Consider the following 19,735-nt stretch of genomic DNA (forward strand, 5'->3'; position numbering starts at 1 on the left):
GATAGCCGCCGCGCCGAAATCATTCGGCATCCGCTGCGCGCACCGCGCGTACGAACGCCGCCATCCGGGCGTGATCTTTCACGCCCTTGGCGCCCGGCATTTCGATGCCGCTCGAGACATCGACCGCGTACGGGCGCACGCGATGGATCGCATCACTGACGTTTTGCGCGTTCAACCCACCACTCAAAACGGCCCGACGCGCGAGCTCTGCTGGAATAAGTGACCAATCGAAGACCTTCCCGCCGCCGCCGTACCCTTCGACATGGGTGTCGAACAGAAGGCCGCTGGCTGCTGAATAGCTAAGAGCCGATTTTACCAAATCGGCCGGCTGAGTATCCGCCGCGACGCGCAACGCGCGCAACCAAGGCAAACCCGCAACGCCGGCGAGCGATTCGCACTGCTCCGGCGTCTCATCGCCATGAAACTGCAACAGCGTCAGTCCGACGTTGCTCGCGACTTCGCGGATCCAGTCCGGCGTGGCATTGACGAACAAGCCGACCACTGACAGGAACGGCGGCACATCGTGCACCAGCTCGACCGCCTGCGCGACGCTGACCGAACGCGGGCTCGGCGGGTAAAAGACGAGGCCGATTGCGTCGGCGCCGAGGTCGATCGCCTGGGACACGTCTTCGGGCTTCGACAGGCCGCACAGCTTGATGCGCGTGCGATGCGGCGCGGCCTGCTGCTGAGCGCCTTCGTGGGATTCGTTCGCGAGGTTTTCGGTTGAGTTCATGTTTGCGTTTGCTCGGTCCATACGGTACTCCACGGCACGCTACCCGTCTGCGGCGCGGGCACGGCGAATTGCTCAGGATAGCCCACCTGCGCCAGATACAAACCGTCCGGCATGAAGGTCGGCGCGGCGAAATCGCGATCCCGGCTTGCGAGCACCTCGGCCATCCATTCGACCGGGTGACGACCGCGGCCGATGTAGACCAGACAGCCCATCAGGTTGCGCACCATGTGGTGCAGGAACGCGTTTGCCCGAAAACGGAAATGGACGAAGTTGCCCTGCTGTCGCACGTCGATCTGATGCATGTGCTTAATCGGCGTTTTCGCCTGGCATTGCGACGAACGGAACGCCGAAAAGTCGTGTTCGCCGAGCAGATGAGCGGCGGCCTTCTGCATCGCGTCGACGTCGAGCGCCGTATGCACCCAGCCGGCCCGCGTCGCCAGCATCGGCGAGCGCACAGGATGGACGTACAGCACGTAGTGATAAGTCCGCTCGAACGCGGAGAACCGCGCGTGGAACTCGTCCGGCATCGGCTTGGCCCACTGCACCGAGATCGTCTTCGGCAGGAACGCATTGGTGCCGCGAACCCAGGAAACGTCGGCGCGATCCAGTTCGGTGTCGAAGTGCACAACCTGCCCAAGGCCATGCACCCCCGTATCCGTGCGCCCAGCGACGACGGTATGCACCGGCGTCTGCGCGAACTCGCGCAGCGCCCGTTCGAGCTCGTCCTGCACGGTGTTGCGGTGCAGTTGAGACTGCCAGCCGCAAAATGCCGAACCGTCGTACTGGACACCTAGAGCAATACGCTTCACGACAACGGGGCGAGCGTCGAGAGCAACGCACGGGCTTCGGTGCGCGTACCCGGATCGTTCGTCTCGATTACTTCGTTGATGAGCGCGCGCGCGCCGGAAAGGTCGCCGAGCTCGATGTATTCGGCCGCCAGTTCGAGCTTGTTGCGGGCGATGCGGCTGAGATCATTCTGCGTAAACGCCGGCAACGGCTGGGCCGGGCTCGGCGGCAACTCGAGGTCGAAATCGAGCTTCAACGCGCCGAAGCCGGCCGCACCCAGGCCCGTACCAAAAACCGCGCCCAGGCCCGCGACGGCCGCGTGGCCTGCGGTGCCAGCGGTGATTTCGTCGGCGATATGCGGCGCGTCGTCCGGGTGGAGCAGCGGCACGGCTTGCTGCGCAGTGGTTTCCGGCGATGCTACCGGCTGGGTCGACAGTGAGGCGGGCGCTTTCAAAGCATCGGCGGACGACTCGACGCGTGGGGGCAACGGCATGTCGAGGCTGCCGAACGCATCGACAGCGTCGCGGGGGAATTCTGTCGGCACAGCTGCGGGCGCGAACTGGGGTTGCGCTCGCGGTTCAGGCTCGATGTTCGGTGCGGCATCGGACGGTATCGTTTGAGCCGGTTGATGCGGCTCGTACGCCGGTTCGCTGTGCGCTTGCTGCGCCTCGTCCACCGACGGCGCGGCCTGCGACGCGGCGTCGCTGTACGACTGACCGAACGCAGAAGTCGTGTGCGGCTCGGCGTGCTGCTGCGTGAAATCGACCGCCGGCGGCGGGTTCAGATGATGCTGCGGCTCGATCGACGATTCCAGTCGCGCGGCCGGCGCATCGTCCCATTGGAGGCGATGAGCGGGTTCTTCGTGCAGGAAGGCGTCGTCGACGGGTTCGAGCGGCGCCAGCGGCAAGGCCTCGGCGCCGAGTTCCGCAGCGGCGGCAAGGCTCGCGGCCGTAGTCGCGCTGTCGAAGTCGTCGTGGTGGGGCGCCGGGAGAGGTTCGGGAATCAAACCGCTTTGAGCGGACGGAGCGACGTTCGGATTCAATTGCGCAGGTTCGACGGATGCGGGTGTTGCGTCGCGCTCTTGCGAGATGTGGTCGGGCGCGTTGAGGTCGGGTGAGGGGAAGGTTGTGTGGGCTGCGGGCTGATCTTCTGCTGCACGTTCTGCGGTTGCGCGGTCGGCCTCTGCTTGCTCGGCTGCCGTGTGTTCCGACGCTGCACGTTCAGCCTCTGCCTGCTCCGCTACCGTGCGTTCCGCCGTTGCATGTTCTGCCGCTGCTTGCTCCGCTGCCGTGCGTTCCGACGCTGCACGTTCAGCCTCTGCCTGCTCCGTTGCCGTGCTTTCCGCCGCCGCGCGTTCTGCCGCTGCGCGTTCCGCCGCGGCACGCTCTGCCGCAGCCTGTTCTTCATCTACACGTTCCGCCGCCGCTTTCTCCGTGGCTTTTTCCGCCGCCTCCCGCGCAGCCGCCTGACGAATCTCCGCGTCGCGCTCCGCCGCTACCCGTTCCGCCATTTCACGCGCCGCCGCGTCGCCTTCCGCAGCTTCATGCTCCGCAGCCGCCAGTGCTGCCGCATTTCCGGCGGCCGAATCATCGCCGACGTCCGACGCTCCGCGCGCCGGAATCTGCTCGCCCGTCGAAACGACGTCCTGCGGGCCCGTTGCCCGCGCGGACACTGCCCCATCGCCAGCCGCCGACGCAGCTTCCGCCGCCACACGTTCGCGCTTACGCCGGCCCATACGCAGCGCCGCCAGCAGCGCGACCAGCGCCGCGCCAATCGCCGCCGCCACGCTCAACTCCGTCTGCGACATGCCGGCATCAGTCGATGTCGATGCCACCGGCGTAACGCCATGACTTGGCACAGCCGCCGCTGACGACACGCCAACCGCCGGCTGCGCGACACCGGTCGACGCAGTGCTCGTAGCGGGCGGCGTCCCGCCGATGCCGTGCTTCTGCAACTCCATCAGCACGCGATTTTTCAGCGCGAGCAATTGTTGCAAGCTCGACACCTGCGTACGTGGTTGCGATGCAGGCTGCGCGGCGGTCGTCGCCGGCGTCGTTCCGGCACCCGGCGCTGATGCGCCTTCAGCCTCGCTAGCCGAGGGTTGAATCGAGCCGGACCACTCATGGGTGCCGCTGGCCGGGAGTGCCGCCGCCTGCGATCCCGCGACCAGCGCCGAAGAAGCCGTGCCACCCGGCGTCGCCGAGCTTGCCTCAGTGGCCGCACTGGCCATCGCCGAAACAGCAGGGGCGGCCGGCGTCGCCGCGCGCGCGGCAGCACTTGCTGCGCTTGCCGCCGCCGTATTGGCCTGCGCCACGGCACTCGCCGCGTCGGCCACCGGTGCCGCGTTGGGCGCCGCATTCGACGCCGAAGCAGGGGCAGCCGCGGGAGCCGCCGCCGATGCAGCCAGCGCACCCGACGCATCCAACACCGGCACCGTCAACACCGCGCCCAGCCGCAGCCGGCTCGGGTCGTGGCTCATGAAGGCATTCGGGTTCGCATCGAACAACGCGCGCGAGGCGCGTACGAGCGTTGCCTTGTCGTGCGACTGCGTGACGGCAATCGCCACATCGTTCAGCGACTGCCCGGGCCGCACCGTCACTTGACCACCGTTCGCGTACGAAACGGAGGCGGCGTCCGGCGCGCTCGCGGCATCGCCCGGCGCGGCGACCGCGTTGCCCACGCCAGCGCATGCGAGCGCAGCGGACACAGCGGCGGCAGCCGCCAATCGGCCCGCACCTTGATGAATGAACATAGCCCGAAGGGATGAGAGTCGAAGGTTCATCGGGACTCCTGGCGCGTCAGCGCGCAGCCCTTTTTTGCGGTTGGAAAGAGACAAGATAATCGGAGCACACAATGAAAAAAGCGCCGCGCAAGCGCGACGCTTCTTGAGTTTTCTACGCGTCGTGAGCGCGTAGTTTACTTTACTTGTCGAGCACAATGCGAAGCATGCGACGCAGCGGTTCCGCGGCGCCCCACAACAGCTGATCGCCGACCGTGAAAGCCGACAGATATTCGCCGCCCATCGCCAGTTTGCGCACGCGGCCGACCGGCACCGTCAGCGTACCCGTCACCACCGCCGGGGACAGTTCGCGCATCGACGCTTCACGCTCGTTCGGCACGACCTTGACCCAGTCGTTGCCCGACGCGAGGATGCTGTTCACCTCGTCGAGCGGCACGTCCTTGTTCAGTTTGATGGTCAGCGCCTGCGAGTGGCAGCGCATTGCGCCGATCCGCACGCACAGGCCGTCGACAGGGATCGAACCCGGCGTGCCCATGGCCGGCTTGCCGAGAATCTTGTTGGTTTCCGCGCCGCCCTTCCACTCTTCCTTCGACATGCCGTTGCCGAGATCCTTGTCGATCCACGGAATCAGCGAGCCGGCAAGCGGCACGCCGAAGTTGTCGGTCGGCATGCGGTCGCTGTTCATCGCGCTCAGCACGCGACGGTCGATGTCGAGAATCGCCGACGACGGATCAGCCAGGTCTTCCTTGGCTGCACCGTACAGCGTGCCCATCTGCTGCAGCAGTTCGCGCATGTTTTGCGCGCCCGCGCCCGAAGCGGCCTGATACGTCATGGCCGTCATCCAGTCGACGAGGTTTTCGCGGAACAGGCCGCCGAGCGCCATCAGCATCAGGCTGACCGTGCAATTGCCGCCGATGAAATTCTTCTGGCCCTTGACCAGCGCGTTCTTGATCACGTCGAGGTTGACCGGATCGAGAATGATGACCGCGTCGTCCTTCATGCGCAGCGACGAAGCCGCGTCGATCCAGTAGCCGTTCCAGCCCGCTGCGCGCAGCTTCGGGAACACGTCGTTCGTGTAGTCGCCGCCCTGGCACGAGATGATCGCTTCGCACTTCTTCAGGTCGTCGATGCTTGTCGCATCTTTGAGCTTGGTCTCGTTTTTGGCGAACGACGGCGCGTTGCCGCCCGCGTTGCTGGTGCTGAAAAACACCGGTTCGATAAGATCGAAATCACCTTCCTGCTGCATGCGTTGCATCAGGACGCTGCCGACCATGCCGCGCCAACCTACGAGACCTACGTTCATGACTTCATACCCTTCGAATGGAAACTTCCCCGCATCTTTGCCCGCAGTGACCGCGCGGGGAAGATGAGCGGGCACGACGGACGATCAGCGTTTCGTGATCGTTTTCGGGGTAATGGTTTTGGTGGTAATGGCGAGATCAACCACACGGGCCGTTTTGCCGTGCAGTGTCGAAATCGAGGAGATTTGAACTGTATGCGCCATCGCTACAATATACACGAAAACCGCAATCCGGCGACGTCAATGTCCGTTGCTGTTGTCTGAATTACGCGCGAATCAGCCTCTTTCAAGGCCAATTCGCGTTTTAAAGGCCGTTTGTCGACCTAACTACCCTGCTTGACTAGTCCGCTTTTAAAGCGCAGCGACAACCGCGTCGCCCATCGCGACCGTGCCGACCTTATTGCAACCCGGCGTGAGAATGTCGCCGGTGCGGTAGCCTTGTTCGAGCACCTTTTTCACGGCGCTTTCGATGCGATCCGCCTGCTCGGCCTTGTTCAGCGAATAGCGCAGCATCATGGCCGCCGACAGAATGGTGGCCAGCGGATTCGCGACGCCCTTGCCGGCGATGTCCGGCGCCGAACCGTGCGACGGCTCGTACAAGCCCTTGTTGTCCTTGTCGAGCGAGGCCGACGGCAGCATGCCGATCGAACCCGTCAGCATGGCCGCTTCATCGGAGAGAATGTCGCCGAACATGTTGCCGGTGACGACCACGTCGAACGCCTTCGGCGCCTTCACCAGTTGCATCGCCGCGTTGTCGACATACATGTGCGACAGTTCGACGTCCGCATATTCCTTCGACACGTCGATCATCACGTCGCGCCAGAATTGCGAGGTTTCGAGCACATTGGCCTTGTCCACGCTGGTCAGCTTTTTCTGGCGCTTTTGCGCCGCCTGAAACGCGACGTGCGCAATGCGGCGCACTTCGGGCTCCGAATAACGCATCGTGTCGAAGCCTTCCTTCGCGCCTTCGAACAGCCCGTCCGGCGACGAACGCACGCCGCGCGGCGCGCCGAAATAGATGTCGCCGTTCAGTTCGCGCACGATCAGGATATCGAGGCCCGAGACAATCTCTTCCTTCAACGACGACGCGCCCGTGAGTTGCGGATAGCAGATCGCCGGACGGAAGTTCGCGAACAGTTGCAGGTGCTTGCGCAGACCCAGAATGGCCTGCTCGGGGCGCAGCGCGCGTTCGAGCGAATCGTACTTCCAGTCGCCGACGGCGCCGAACAGAATCGCATCGGCTTCTTTCGCCAGCGCCAGCGTCGAATCGGGCAGCGGGTGGCCCTTCGCTTCGTAGCCCGCGCCGCCAACCGGCGCTTCTTCGAGTTCGAACTTTTCGCCGAGCACGTTCAGAACCTTGACGGCTTCCTTGACGATTTCGGGACCGATGCCGTCGCCCGGCAACACTGCGATCTTCATGCGAATTCCTTGATGTTTGCTTCGAGACTTTTCAAGCGTGAATCAACGCAAGGGCGTCGAGCCCCAAGCGCTTAACCGACGATGCGGTGATTCAGCCAAGGCTGCTTCGTAATACGCTCCGCTTCGAACTGGCGAATCTTGTCCGCGTGGCGCAGCGTGAGACCGATGTCGTCGAAACCGTTCAGCAGGCAGTACTTGCGGAACGCCGCGACTTCGAACGGATATTCGGTGCCGCCGTCCGACGTGCGTACGACTTGCGCCTCGAGATCCACGGTCAGCTTGAAACCGTTGAACGCATACGTTTCGTTGAACAGGTGATCGACCTGCTGTTCGGTCAGCACGATCGGCAACACGCCGTTCTTGAAGCAGTTGTTATAGAAAATGTCGGCGAAACTCGGCGCGATCAGCGCGCGAAAGCCGTATTGCTCCAGTGCCCACGGCGCGTGCTCACGCGAGCTGCCGCAGCCGAAGTTCTTGCGCGCGAGCAGCACCGAAGCGCCCTGATAACGCGGCTGGTTCAGCACGAAATCCGGATTCAGCGGACGCTTCGAATTGTCCTGACCCGGCTCGCCGTGGTCGAGGTAGCGCCATTCGTCGAACGCGTTCGGACCGAAACCCGTGCGCTTGATCGACTTCAGAAATTGCTTCGGAATGATCGCGTCCGTGTCGACGTTCTCGCGATCGAGCGGCGCCACGACGCCGGTGTGTACGATGAATTTATCCATGACGCTTGGCACCTGTTTCAAGACCGGGCGATGCGCGCGGCGGCCGGAAAGCCGCTCGGCGCATGGCCGGCAAAAATCAAAAACCGCTTATTTATCAGCGTGGTTGCTGATCGAATTGCCGAGGTGTGACATGTCCTCGCCGAATCCGTGCACCGTGTTGCAACCGGCCAGACCAAGCAACAGCCCAGCCAGAGTACCGAGCGCGAAGCGGCGCAATAGAGTGGTGCGACTCATGTTCTTCATCATGCGTGTTTATCCAAGCTTGCGAATATCGACGAAATGCCCTTCGATGGCCGCAGCCGCAGCCATCGCGGGGCTCACGAGGTGGGTACGGCCACCGGCGCCCTGACGACCTTCGAAATTGCGATTCGATGTGGACGCGCAACGCTCGCCCGGATCCAGCCGGTCGGCGTTCATGGCGAGACACATCGAGCAACCCGGTTCACGCCATTCGAAACCGGCATCGGTAAAGACCTTGTCGAGGCCTTCACGTTCCGCCTGCGCCTTCACGAGACCCGAACCCGGCACCACCATCGCCAGACGGATGTTTGGTGCCACGCGGCGGCCCAGTTTCTTCACGACGTAAGCCGCGGCGCGAATGTCTTCAATGCGCGCGTTGGTGCACGACCCAATGAAGATTTTATCCGGCTTGATCGACTCGATCGGCGCATTCGGTTCGAGCGCCATGTATTTCAGCGCGCGCTCCATGGCGTCCCGCTTGACCGGGTCTTTCTCGCGATCCGGATCCGGCACGCGGCCGTCCACGGCCGTGACCATTTCCGGCGACGTGCCCCACGTGACTTGCGGCACGATCTCGGCGGCGTTCAGTTCGACCACGCGATCGAATTGCGCGCCCTCGTCCGACTTGAACTGCTTCCAGTATTCGACCGCGTGATCCCACTCCACGCCTTCCGGCGAGAACGGGCGGCCCTTCAGGTAGTCGACGGTCGTGTCGTCCACGGCGACCATGCCGGCGCGCGCGCCTGCTTCGATCGCCATGTTGCAAACCGTCATGCGGCCTTCCATGGACAACGCGCGAATGGTCGAACCGCCGAACTCGATGGCGTAGCCGGTGCCGCCCGCCGTGCCGATCTTGCCGATGATGGCAAGCACGATGTCTTTCGCGGTGCAGCCGCGCGGCAGCGCGCCTTCCACCTTCACCAGCATGTTCTTGCTCTTCTTCTGCAAGAGCGTTTGCGTGGCCAGCACGTGCTCGACCTCCGACGTGCCGATGCCATGCGCCAGCGCGCCGAACGCGCCGTGCGTGGACGTGTGCGAGTCGCCGCAGACGATCGTCATGCCCGGCAGCGTAGCGCCCTGCTCCGGCCCGATGATGTGCACGATGCCCTGGCGCAGATCGTTCATCTTGAACTGCGTGATGCCGAAAGCGTCGCAGTTCGTGTCGAGCGTGTCGACTTGGAGCTTGGAAATCGGATCGGCAATGCCGTGGCTACGATCCGTGGTCGGCACGTTGTGATCCGAGACCGCCAGGTTCGCGCTGATGCGCCACACCGGACGCTTAGCCAGCTTCAGGCCTTCAAACGCCTGAGGGCTGGTGACTTCGTGCAGCAGGTGACGGTCGATATAGAGAATCGTCGTGCCGTCTTCTTCCGAGTGGACCACGTGTGTGTTCCACAATTTGTCGTAGAGAGTCTGTGCCATGGTATGCGGGGTAGTAGTGACTGCGGGCTGACCGTGTCGGTCGATTATGCCACGCAGTGTCCCGCTTTGGGCCGTTCAATCTGGCGAAAAACCGATAAAAAACAGGGAGTTGGGTGGTAGTGTCGATACCTGTATCGACGTTACCCTGCAAGCCTACACGCGGCTGCCGCTTGCTGCACCGCCGCGCAACTACCTGCTCAAACGCGCGCGATCAAAGCACCAAACAAAATGCCCCGACGGGAGAACCCGTCGGGGCATTTCTTATCAACCAGATTCCCCGCTAGCTGGCAGCAGGACCTACTGCTACGAACTATGCGGACTCAAACTCGATCAACGTTGCGCGATCGGCTTGGCTTCACGTTGCGTGTCGCCGATGAACAGCTGACGCGGACGGCCAATCTTCTGCTCCGGATCGGCGATCATTTCGTTCCACTGCGCGATCCAGCCGACCGTACGTGCCATCGCGAAGATACACGTGAACATCGAGGTCGGGATGCCCAGCGCGCGCTGCACGATGCCCGAGTAGAAGTCGACGTTCGGGTACAGCTTGCGCGACACGAAGTATTCGTCTTCCAGCGCGATCTTTTCCAGTGCCATGGCCAGCTTGAACAGCGGGTCGTCGTGCAGGCCCAGCTCTTCCAGCACTTCGTGGCACGTTTCGCGCATCAGCTTCGCACGTGGGTCGTAATTCTTGTAGACGCGGTGACCGAAGCCCATCAGCTTCACGCCGGAGTTCTTGTCCTTCACCTGCTTGATGAACTCAGGAATGTTGTCGACCGAGCCGATTTCTTCCAGCATGTTCAGTGCGGCTTCGTTCGCACCACCGTGCGCCGGGCCCCACAGACACGCGATACCGGCCGCGATACACGCGAACGGATTAGCGCCCGACGAACCGGCAAGACGCACGGTCGACGTCGATGCATTCTGCTCGTGGTCCGCATGCAGGATCAGGATGCGGTCCAGTGCGCGCACCAGCACGTCGTTGACCTTGTACTCTTCGCACGGGTTCGAGAACATCATGTGCATGAAGTTCGCGCTGTACGACAGGTCGTTCTTCGGGTACGCAAACGGCTGGCCGATGCTGTACTTGTACGCCATGGCGACCAGCGTCGGCAGCTTCGCGATCATGCGAATAGCCGACACTTCACGGTGACGCGGATTGTTGATGTCGAGCGAGTCGTGATAGAACGCCGACAGCGCGCCGACTGCGGCGACCAGAATCGCCATCGGGTGCGCGTCGCGACGGAAACCACGGAAGAAGAAGTGCATTTGCTCATGCACCATCGTGTGGTTCGTGACCGTCTTCACGAACTCTGCGTTCTGCTCTGCGTTCGGCAGTTCGCCTTTCAGCAGCAGATAGCAGGTTTCGAGGAAGTCGGCGCTTTGCGCGAGGTTGTCGATCGGGTAGCCGCGATACAGCAGTTCGCCCTTGTCGCCGTCGATGTAGGTGATCGCCGAATTGCAAGCCGCCGTCGACATGAAGCCCGGGTCGTACGTGAACTTGCCGGTCTGGCCGTACAGTTTGCGGATGTCGATCACGTCCGGGCCGAGAGTGCCCTTGTAAATCGGCATTTCAACGCTCGGCGAATTGTCGCTGAACGATAGCGTGGCTTTAACATCTGACGGGGTCATAGCACATCCTCAATCGAAGTATGGAAACAGGGTTTCGATAATTGCACGCCTGGAACAACGGACAAGCTGCGCTCAAAGCCGGTGATGCCGGTCAGGCATTCCGCAGCAGCTCCAGCACCCGGGTCACATCCGGGTCGGCAAGGTCGCCTTCCGGTTCCTTGCGCGCGAGCAGCAAGTCCATCAGGTCGTTATCGCTCAGCTCGAGCAGGCGCGTGAGGGCGCCCACATCTGCATCACTGAGGTCATGCTCATATCGGCTGAAAAAACGTTCAAAGATCAGATCGTTTTCCAGCAGGCCCCGCCGCGCACGCCAGCGAAGACGCGCGCGGCGGAGAGGGTCGGACTGATGCGATGTTTCGTTCATCTCAAACGGTGCGACGGACCATCAATTCCTTGATCTTGCCAATCGCCTTGGTCGGGTTCAGGCCCTTCGGGCAAACGTCGACGCAATTCATGATGGTATGGCAACGGAACAGACGGTACGGATCTTCCAGGTTGTCGAGTCGTTCGGCCGTCGCTTCGTCGCGGCTGTCCGCGATGAAACGGTAGGCTTGCAGCAGGCCAGCTGGGCCGACGAACTTGTCCGGATTCCACCAGAAGCTCGGGCACGAAGTCGAGCAGCTAGCGCACAGAATACATTCGTACAGGCCGTCGAGCTCGTCGCGTTCTTCCGGCGACTGCAGACGTTCCTTTTCGGGCGGCGGCGTATCGTTGATCAGGAACGGCTTGATCGAGTGATACTGGTTGAAGAACTGCGTCATGTCGACGATCAGGTCGCGAATGACCGGCAGTCCCGGCAGCGGACGCAACACGATCTTCTGCGGCAGGTCATTCATGTTCTGCAGACAGGCCAGACCATTCTTGCCATTGATGTTCATGGCGTCCGAACCGCACACGCCTTCGCGGCATGAACGGCGGAACGAAAGAGTCTCGTCGACTGCTTTCAACTTCAGCAGCGCGTCGAGCAGCATGCGTTCGTGCGAATCGATCTCGATCTCGTACGTTTGCATGCGCGGCGCTGCGTCCTTGTCCGGGTCGTAGCGGTAAATTTCAAATGTACGCTTTGCCATTTCTGAATTCCTTTGACTTGTGCCTTAGAAGGTCCGCGCTTTCGGCGGAACCGATTCGACCGTCAGCGGTTGCATGTGAACCGGCTTGTAGTCGAGGCGATCGCCTTCGCTGAACCACAGCGTATGGCGCAGCCAGTTTTCGTCGTCGCGATGTTCGAAGTCGTTTTGCGCGTGCGCGCCACGGCTTTCCTTACGCGCTTCGGCGGAAACCATCGTGGCGCGTGCCACTTCGATCAGGTTCGCCACTTCCAGCGCTTCGATACGCGCCGTGTTGAACACCTTCGACTTGTCCTTCAAATGGATGCTGTCGACACGGTCAGCCACTTCGCGGATGCGCTCGACACCTTCAGCCAGCAGCTTCGACGTGCGGAACACGCCGGCATGAGCCTGCATCGTGCCGCGAATGTCGTTCGCGACCGATTGCGCGTACTCGCCCGAGGACGAGCTATCGAGCTTCGCCAGACGCGACAGTGCGAAATCAGCGGCGTCGGCCGGCAGCGGCTTGTGCTCCTTGATTTCCCTTACGTGCTTGACGATGTGGTTGCCGGCCGCGCGGCCGAACACCACCAGGTCGAGCAGCGAGTTCGTGCCGAGACGGTTCGCACCGTGCACCGACACGCACGAGCATTCGCCCACTGCGTAGAAACCGTTGACGACTTCTTCATGCCCCGTGGACGTACCGACGACCTGGCCGTTGATGTTCGTCGGAATACCGCCCATCTGATAGTGGATGGTCGGCACAACCGGAATCGGCTCTTTAATGCAGTCGACGTTCGCAAACTTCATGGCGATTTCGCGGATCGACGGCAGACGCTTCAAGATCGTCTCGGCGCCGATGTGCGACAGGTCGAGCAGCACGTGATCCTTGTTCGGACCCACGCCGCGGCCTTCCTTGATTTCCTGATCCATCGAACGCGAAACGAAGTCGCGCGGCGCCAGATCCTTCAAGGTAGGCGCGTAGCGTTCCATGAAACGCTCGCCGTTCGAGTTACGCAGAATGCCGCCTTCGCCGCGCACGCCTTCGGTAATCAGCACGCCCGCGCCGGCCACGCCGGTCGGGTGGAATTGCCAGAATTCCATGTCTTGCAGCGCGATACCCGAACGCGCCGCCATGCCCAGGCCGTCGCCGGTGTTGATGAACGCGTTGGTCGATGCCGCGAAGATCCGGCCCGCGCCTCCCGTGGCGAACAGCGTGGTCTTGCCTTCGAGGATGTAGACGTCGCCGGTTTCCATTTCCAGCGCGGTCACGCCGAGCACGTCGCCTTCGGCGTCGCGGATCAGATCCAGCGCCATCCATTCGACGAAGAACTGCGTCTTGGCTTCCACGTTTTGCTGGTACAACGTGTGCAGCAGCGCGTGACCGGTACGGTCAGCCGCCGCGCAAGCGCGTTGCACCGGCTTTTCGCCGTAGTTCGCGGTGTGGCCGCCGAACGGGCGCTGGTAAATCGTGCCGTCCGCGTTGCGGTCGAACGGCATGCCCATGTGTTCCAGTTCGTAGACGGCGTTCGGTGCTTCGCGGCACATGAACTCGATCGCGTCCTGGTCGCCGAGCCAGTCGGAACCCTTGATCGTGTCGTAGAAGTGGTAGTGCCAGTTGTCTTCGCTCATGTTGCCAAGCGATGCGCCAATGCCGCCTTGAGCAGCGACCGTGTGCGAACGCGTCGGGAACACCTTGGACAGCACGCAGACCGACAGGCCGGCGCGCGCGAGTTGCAGCGAAGCGCGCATCCCCGAGCCGCCTGCGCCGACGATAACCACGTCAAACTTGCGACGCGGCAGAGAATTCTTGATTGCAGCCATTCTTTTACACTCTCCAGAGAATCTGCGCAGCGTAGCCCGCACACGCGAGCAGCCAGACGATCGTCAGCGCTTGAAGCAACAGGCGGATGCCAACGGGCTTCACATAGTCCATCCAGATGTCGCGGATACCCACCCACGCGTGATAGAACAGCGAGAGCAGCGTGACGAACGTGGCCAGCTTCATCCATTGCGTGGCGAAGATCGACGCCCAGCCGTCGTACGAGAAATCGCGTGCGCCGAAGAACCAGGCGAGCAGGATGACCGTGTAGACCGCCATGATGGCGGCGGTAATGCGCTGCGCCAGCCAGTCGCGCAGACCGTAGTGAGCGCCGACGACGAGACGCTTCGAACCGATTCGGTTATTTGATGACATTTTTTAGAATGCTCCGAACAGTTTTGCCGCGAATGCGATGGTGAGCAGCGACGACACGACGAGAACGACGACGGAAGTCGATTTGCCCTTCTCTTTCGTCACCGCGTTGTGGTTCGTGTCCATCAGCAGGTGACGGATGCCGGCGCAGAAGTGAAACAGGAAGGCCCACGCGAGAACGAGCGTGATGAGCTTGACGATGATGTTGGAGAGGAAACCTTTGAAGACTTCGAAGCTGAGTTCAGAAGTCAGGCTCTGATCGAAGAGGTACAGCAGGAACGGAAGAAAAACAAAAAGCAGACCACCGCTCAAGCGGTGCAAGATCGATACTCGCCCCGCTAGCGGGAGACGGTATGCCGTCAAAATCTGCCCGATACCGATGTTCCGGAATTCCGGCCTCGGTTTTTTTACGGCTTCAGCCATGCTAGACCCCTACTATGTAGTCACACTAATCCGCAATTTTAGCGCCTTTTTATATCGCGCTGCAGCGAAAACCACGACAGGTCCGTTACAGCACGCACGATAAAGGCGCCTTCAAACAGGCGCGCGTGTGGGACGCAGCGCCCTCATTCAGCCCGATTCAGCTTAGATCGTTCTGATAGTAGTACCCGGTTGTGACATACCAACCACGACGTACTTCAACCGGCCGGTCTCCATAGGTATAGGACACGCGCTCGACCGATAGCAGCGGAAAACCCGCGGGCACATGCAGCAGATCGGCCACGGAAGGCTCGGCCGCCACCGCGCGGATTTTCTCCGTCGCGCGAATCATGCGGGTGCCGAATTCCGTCTCGAACATCGCATAGAGGGGACCTTTATACTCCGACAGCCGCTCGAGCGTCAGGCCGCGGAACACGGCGCCGGGCAGCCAGATCTCGTCGAGTACGGTGACTTCGCCGTCGAACTGCAGCAAGCGCTTGATCAATACGACCGGATCGGCTGGCTTCAGATCGAGTTGCCGGGCGATATCCGCCGAAGCGCGCAAGCGCCGGCATTCGAGCAGACGGCTGACGTGCGGGTGTTCCGCGCCGTCATCGGCCAGTAATCTGAGGAAGCGAAACTGGGCGCGATCTTCGTTGTGCGTTGCAACAAACGTGCCCTTGCCCTGGCGGCGCACGAGCAGGTTATCGGCGGCAAGTTCGTCGATCGCTTTGCGCACGGTGCCCTGACTGACCTTGAATCTGGCCGCCAATTCGACTTCACTAGGAATGATCTCGCCCGGCTTCCACTCGCCATTCTCCAGGCTCTGCGTGATCAGCCCTTTGATCTGCTGATACAACGGGCTGAAAGTGGGTGACGCAGCCGGGGGCGCAGCGGGTACACCCTCGCCCGCGGCCCCTTGACCGCTCGGATTCGTAGTGTTCGCCGGGTTCGAATTCATCCGCGCATTTCATCATAAAGGGCTAGGCCGCGTCTAGGGTTTTCCCCGCAACAGATATGTCTTATATAAGACATAAGATAATGTTGACTTTGTGTCTGCCGACTCCTACACTCCTTGTCGAGCAAGGGTTTGCGGGTTTTTCGGCGGCTGTTCGATGCAGCGCCGCGACGCACCGGCAGCCACTCTGCACCATGCTGTTCCCTCGCAGTTCAGGTTTCGATTCGCCGCCATTCGTTGGTCAGACGCTTGCCGAAACGCGCTGTTTGCAGGAGCCCGCACCGTGCAGCGGCTACCCGGCGCCTCGTATTCCGCTCCCGTGCGGCAGTACAGATTTCCGGCATGGCGGTCTCGCCGCAACGCGCCGCTCGGCCTCGGCAGATTTCGAGGCAGTCCGCGACAGTGAATTCCGCCGTGTTTCACAACGCTTCGCTGAACGCGCATATAGAATGGCGTTTTCCCTAGCGTCTAACGCATCGTCCTGGAGATTTCTCAATGGCTAAGCCCGCAAAGCGCGTTGCCGTCACCGGCGCCGCAGGTCAAATCGCTTACTCCCTGCTGTTCCGCATCGCCAATGGCGACCTGCTCGGCAAGGATCAGCCGGTGGTCCTGCAACTGCTCGACCTGCCGCAAGCGCAAGGCGCCGTCAAAGGCGTCGTGATGGAACTGGATGATTGCGCATTCCCGCTGCTGTCGGGCGTCGTGATCACTGACGACCCCAAGGTTGCATTCAAGGATGCAGACGTGGCCCTGCTGGTCGGCGCGCGTCCGCGTTCGAAAGGCATGGAGCGTAAGGACCTGCTGTCGGCCAACGCCGAAATCTTCACGGTTCAGGGCAAGGCGCTGAACGAAGTCGCGAGCCGCGACGTGAAGGTGCTAGTGGTCGGCAACCCGGCCAACACGAACGCTTACATCGCCATGAAGTCGGCGCCGGATCTGCCGAAGAAGAACTTCACCGCCATGCTGCGTCTGGACCACAACCGCGCGCTGTCGCAACTGGCCGCCAAGTCGGGCAAGCCGGTCGCGTCGATCGAAAAGCTGGCGGTGTGGGGCAACCACTCGCCGACCATGTACCCGGACTTCCGCGTTGCAACGGCAGAAGGTCAGGACCTGACCAAGCTGATCAACGACGAAGAATGGAACCGCAACACGTTCATCCCGACCGTCGGCAAGCGCGGCGCGGCGATCATCGAAGCGCGCGGCCTGTCGTCGGCGGCGTCGGCGGCTAACGCTGCGATCGACCACCTGCGTGACTGGGTGCTCGGCACGAACGGCAAGTGGGTCACCATGGGTATTCCGTCGGACGGTTCGTACGGCATTCCGGAAGACATCATTTACGGTGTGCCGGTCACGTGCGAAAACGGCGAGTACAAGCGCGTCGAAGGTCTGGAAATCGACGCGTTCTCGCGCGAAAAGATGGACGGCACGCTGAATGAATTGCTGGAAGAACGCGAAGGCGTTCAACACCTGCTCGGCTAAGCGGCTGATGCAGACGAACCGGAACTCGTGAGAGAACGCCAGGCCGCCCTTGGGGGCTTGGCGCGAAGCGAGCAGTCTGGCGCGGCGCTCACTGGCGCCGCCGCGGCGGGTTCCGGTTTTTTACGTGCGAATGCAGCTATTCGCATCTGATCCGAGCGCGTTTTGCGCAGTTGCCGCGATGGTCCGGCAGAGCGCGCCCGAATCGGATTTCTCCAAACACTACCCACGCTCCTGACGCCGAAGATGCGCGCCCTCACACCCGCCGAAGTGCTGTTTGACGGCGAAGTGCCGCCCGCTGTGCTGCCTGCCTGCGATCACTACGCCGGCAGCGAAAAGCTGATGCTGAAATCGCTCGGTTTGCAGCAGCAACTGGGACCCGTGTTCGACATCACGCTCGATTGCGAAGACGGCGCACAGGTCGGCCGCGAAGCGGAGCACGCGGAGCTGGTCGCGTCGTTGCTAGGCAGCGAGCATGACCATTTCGGCCGCGTCGGCGTACGGATTCACGATTTCGATCACGCGCACTGGCGCGACGACGTCCGTCTCATTCTGCGTGCCGCGAAGCGAGCGCCTGCTTACATCACCCTGCCAAAGATCCGCAACGTCCCCGATGCCGCCGAAATGGTCGCGTTCATCGAGGCGAAGCGGCGCGAACTCGGCATCGCGCAACCGGTGCCGGTGCAGTTGCTGGTCGAAACGCACGGCGCGCTGACACGTGTGTTCGATCTGGCCGCGCTGCCCGGCGTGGAAGCGCTGAGCTTCGGGCTGATGGACTTCGTCTCCGCGCACGACGGCGCGATTCCCGATACCGCCATGCGCTCGCCCGGCCAGTTCGATCATCCGCTGGTGCGGCGCGCGAAGCTGGAAATCTCCGCCGCCTGCCATGCCTACGGCAAAGTGCCGTCGCACAACGTCAGCACGGAAGTGCGCGACATGAGCGTGGTCGCCAACGACGCCTCGCGCGCCCGCAACGAATTCGGCTACACGCGCATGTGGAGCATCCACCCGGCGCAGATCGAGGCGATCGTCGCCGCGTTCGCGCCGCGCGACGAAGAGATCGCCACGGCCACCGAAATCCTGCTGGCCGCGCAGTCCGCACAATGGGGCCCGACGCGCCATCACGACACGCTGCATGACCGCGCCAGCTATCGCTACTACTGGTCAGTACTGCGACGCGCGCAAGCCACGGGTCGCGCCGTCCCGCAAGACGCCGCGCCGCTCTTCACGAAAGTGGGCACTGACGTGCAAGCAGGATCATGAGCGTGAAAGTCGCTGCGGCAATCGGCGCGGCTGCCGTGAGCGGCCTATGCGCACGCCGTGAGGCAATCGAAACAGTCCGCCGTATGGCGCTGCGCGAGACCGGCGTCGAACGCACGGGTCAATCAAAAGCATGGAGCAGGCACAAAGGAGATTGCGGGAGATGAGCGAGACGACGCAAACCGCCGGTGCACAAGGCGGCAACGAACCCCAAAGCGGCTTCAAACCGAAGAAATCCGTCGCCCTGTCCGGCGTGACGGCGGGCAACACGGCACTCTGCACGGTCGGCAAGACCGGCAACGACCTGCACTACCGTGGCTACGACATTCTCGATATCGCGAACGCCTGCGAATTCGAAGAGATCGCGTATCTGTTGGTCCACGAAAAGCTGCCGACCCAGGCCGAACTGACCGCGTACAAGACCAAGCTCAAGGCGCTGCGCGGCCTGCCCGCGAACGTCAAGGCCGCGCTCGAATGGATCCCGGCCGCCGCCCATCCAATGGACGTGATGCGCACCGGCGTGTCGGTGCTTGGCACCGTGCTGCCGGAGAAAGACGATCACAACCTGCCGGGCGCGCGCGATATCGCCGACAAGCTGATGGCCTCGCTCGGCTCGATGCTGCTCTACTGGTATCACTACTCGCACAACGGCAAGCGCATCGAAGTGGAAACCGACGACGATTCGATCGGCGGCCACTTCCTGCATCTGCTGCACGGCGTGGAGCCGTCGAAGGAATGGGTTGACGCGATGCACGTCTCGCTGAACCTGTACGCCGAGCATGAATTCAACGCCTCGACCTTCACCGGCCGCGTGATCGCGGGCACGGGATCGGATATCTATTCGGCGATCACCGGCGCGATCGGCGCGCTGCGCGGGCCGAAGCACGGCGGCGCCAATGAAGTCGCGTTCGAGATCCAGTCGCGCTACCAGACGCCGGACGAAGCGGAAGCGGACATCCGCCGCCGCGTCGAGAACAAGGAAGTGGTGATCGGTTTCGGCCACCCGGTGTACACGATCTCCGACCCGCGCAACAAGGTCATCAAGGAAATCGCGAAGAAGCTCTCGAAGGACGCGGGCAACAGCAAGCTGTTCAACATCGCCGAGCGGCTCGAATCGGTAATGGCGGACGCGAAGAAGATGTTCCCGAATCTCGACTGGTTCAGCGCGGTCTCGTATCACATGATGGGCGTGCCCACGGCGATGTTCACGCCGCTCTTCGTGATTTCGCGCACGGCCGGCTGGAGCGCGCACATCATCGAGCAGCGCATCGACAACAAGATCATCCGTCCGAGCGCGAATTACACCGGACCTGAGAATTTGAAGTACCTACCGCTAAATAGGAGAAAATAGCGGTCGCTGTGCGCTTTCAAAGCGCGTGCAGTT

Annotated in this window: 18 protein-coding genes; 3 read left to right on the top strand and 15 right to left on the bottom strand. The window is 62.2% G+C overall.

What is annotated here, in order from left to right; translation table 11 throughout:
* Nucleotides 1-19 precede the first annotated feature (19 nt).
* The 15 genes from HF916_RS27275 to HF916_RS27345 all read right to left on the bottom strand — a co-directional run bounded on the left by HF916_RS27275 (nt 20) and on the right by HF916_RS27345 (nt 15,618).
* Entirely contained in the window at nt 20-733 is a 714-nt protein-coding gene (locus HF916_RS27275) for a phosphoribosylanthranilate isomerase (protein WP_168791836.1), read from the bottom strand.
* On the bottom strand, nt 730-1,542 hold the full coding sequence (gene truA / locus HF916_RS27280) for a tRNA pseudouridine(38-40) synthase TruA (protein WP_168791837.1): 813 nt from the start codon (nt 1,540-1,542) through the stop codon (nt 730-732). Before truA ends, HF916_RS27275 begins: the two co-directional genes overlap by 4 nt.
* On the bottom strand, nt 1,539-4,301 hold the full coding sequence (locus HF916_RS27285; protein WP_168791838.1) for a FimV/HubP family polar landmark protein: 2,763 nt from the start codon (nt 4,299-4,301) through the stop codon (nt 1,539-1,541). Before HF916_RS27285 ends, truA begins: the two co-directional genes overlap by 4 nt.
* 139 nt (nt 4,302-4,440) lie before the next feature.
* Nucleotides 4,441-5,562: an aspartate-semialdehyde dehydrogenase gene (asd, locus tag HF916_RS27290; protein WP_168791839.1), complete on the bottom strand. Its 1,122-nt coding sequence runs from the start codon at nt 5,560-5,562 to the stop codon at nt 4,441-4,443.
* A 348-nt stretch (nt 5,563-5,910) separates the two neighbouring features.
* Entirely contained in the window at nt 5,911-6,978 is a 1,068-nt protein-coding gene (gene leuB / locus HF916_RS27295) for a 3-isopropylmalate dehydrogenase (protein WP_168791840.1), read from the bottom strand.
* Between the two features lie 71 nt (nt 6,979-7,049).
* A complete protein-coding gene (gene leuD, locus HF916_RS27300; RefSeq protein ID WP_132383622.1) occupies nt 7,050-7,703 on the bottom strand; it encodes a 3-isopropylmalate dehydratase small subunit in 654 nt (217 codons plus the stop codon).
* An 87-nt stretch (nt 7,704-7,790) separates the two neighbouring features.
* Nucleotides 7,791-7,949, bottom strand: coding sequence for an entericidin A/B family lipoprotein (locus HF916_RS27305; protein WP_168791841.1), 159 nt, complete (start codon nt 7,947-7,949; stop codon nt 7,791-7,793).
* Nucleotides 7,950-7,955: 6 nt separating this feature from the next.
* Nucleotides 7,956-9,365 (bottom strand): 3-isopropylmalate dehydratase large subunit, encoded by a 1,410-nt coding sequence (gene leuC / locus HF916_RS27310; protein WP_168791842.1) that lies wholly within the window; start codon nt 9,363-9,365, stop codon nt 7,956-7,958.
* Between the two features lie 330 nt (nt 9,366-9,695).
* Nucleotides 9,696-10,997, bottom strand: a complete 1,302-nt coding sequence (gene gltA / locus HF916_RS27315) for a citrate synthase (protein ID WP_168791843.1) — start codon at nt 10,995-10,997, stop codon at nt 9,696-9,698.
* Between the two features lie 91 nt (nt 10,998-11,088).
* Nucleotides 11,089-11,361: a succinate dehydrogenase assembly factor 2 gene (locus HF916_RS27320; protein ID WP_168791844.1), complete on the bottom strand. Its 273-nt coding sequence runs from the start codon at nt 11,359-11,361 to the stop codon at nt 11,089-11,091.
* Between the two features lies 1 nt (nt 11,362).
* On the bottom strand, nt 11,363-12,067 hold the full coding sequence (locus tag HF916_RS27325; RefSeq protein ID WP_168791845.1) for a succinate dehydrogenase iron-sulfur subunit: 705 nt from the start codon (nt 12,065-12,067) through the stop codon (nt 11,363-11,365).
* Nucleotides 12,068-12,091: 24 nt separating this feature from the next.
* On the bottom strand, nt 12,092-13,867 hold the full coding sequence (sdhA, locus tag HF916_RS27330) for a succinate dehydrogenase flavoprotein subunit (protein WP_168791846.1): 1,776 nt from the start codon (nt 13,865-13,867) through the stop codon (nt 12,092-12,094).
* A gap of 4 nt (nt 13,868-13,871) precedes the next feature.
* Nucleotides 13,872-14,240 carry a succinate dehydrogenase, hydrophobic membrane anchor protein gene (gene sdhD, locus HF916_RS27335; protein ID WP_168791847.1) on the bottom strand — a complete coding sequence of 123 codons (369 nt, stop codon included), beginning with the start codon at nt 14,238-14,240 and terminating at the stop codon, nt 13,872-13,874.
* A gap of 3 nt (nt 14,241-14,243) precedes the next feature.
* Nucleotides 14,244-14,660 (bottom strand): succinate dehydrogenase, cytochrome b556 subunit, encoded by a 417-nt coding sequence (sdhC, locus tag HF916_RS27340; RefSeq protein WP_007178774.1) that lies wholly within the window; start codon nt 14,658-14,660, stop codon nt 14,244-14,246.
* A 157-nt stretch (nt 14,661-14,817) separates the two neighbouring features.
* The gene (locus tag HF916_RS27345) at nt 14,818-15,618 is read right to left on the bottom strand and encodes a GntR family transcriptional regulator (RefSeq protein ID WP_168791848.1); all 801 of its coding nucleotides are present in this window, start codon (nt 15,616-15,618) and stop codon (nt 14,818-14,820) included.
* A gap of 492 nt (nt 15,619-16,110) precedes the next feature.
* Between HF916_RS27345 and HF916_RS27350 the strand changes: the two genes are divergently transcribed.
* The 3 genes from HF916_RS27350 to prpC all read left to right on the top strand — a co-directional run bounded on the left by HF916_RS27350 (nt 16,111) and on the right by prpC (nt 19,702).
* On the top strand, nt 16,111-17,094 hold the full coding sequence (locus HF916_RS27350; RefSeq protein WP_168791849.1) for a malate dehydrogenase: 984 nt from the start codon (nt 16,111-16,113) through the stop codon (nt 17,092-17,094).
* Between the two features lie 243 nt (nt 17,095-17,337).
* Nucleotides 17,338-18,354, top strand: a complete 1,017-nt coding sequence (locus HF916_RS27355; RefSeq protein ID WP_168791850.1) for an HpcH/HpaI aldolase/citrate lyase family protein — start codon at nt 17,338-17,340, stop codon at nt 18,352-18,354.
* Nucleotides 18,355-18,514: 160 nt separating this feature from the next.
* Nucleotides 18,515-19,702, top strand: a complete 1,188-nt coding sequence (gene prpC, locus HF916_RS27360; protein ID WP_168791851.1) for a bifunctional 2-methylcitrate synthase/citrate synthase — start codon at nt 18,515-18,517, stop codon at nt 19,700-19,702.
* The last annotated feature ends 33 nt before the right edge of the window (nt 19,703-19,735 follow it).

Source organism: Paraburkholderia aromaticivorans, assembly GCF_012689525.1.
Classification (GTDB): Bacteria; Pseudomonadota; Gammaproteobacteria; order Burkholderiales; family Burkholderiaceae; genus Paraburkholderia; species Paraburkholderia aromaticivorans_A.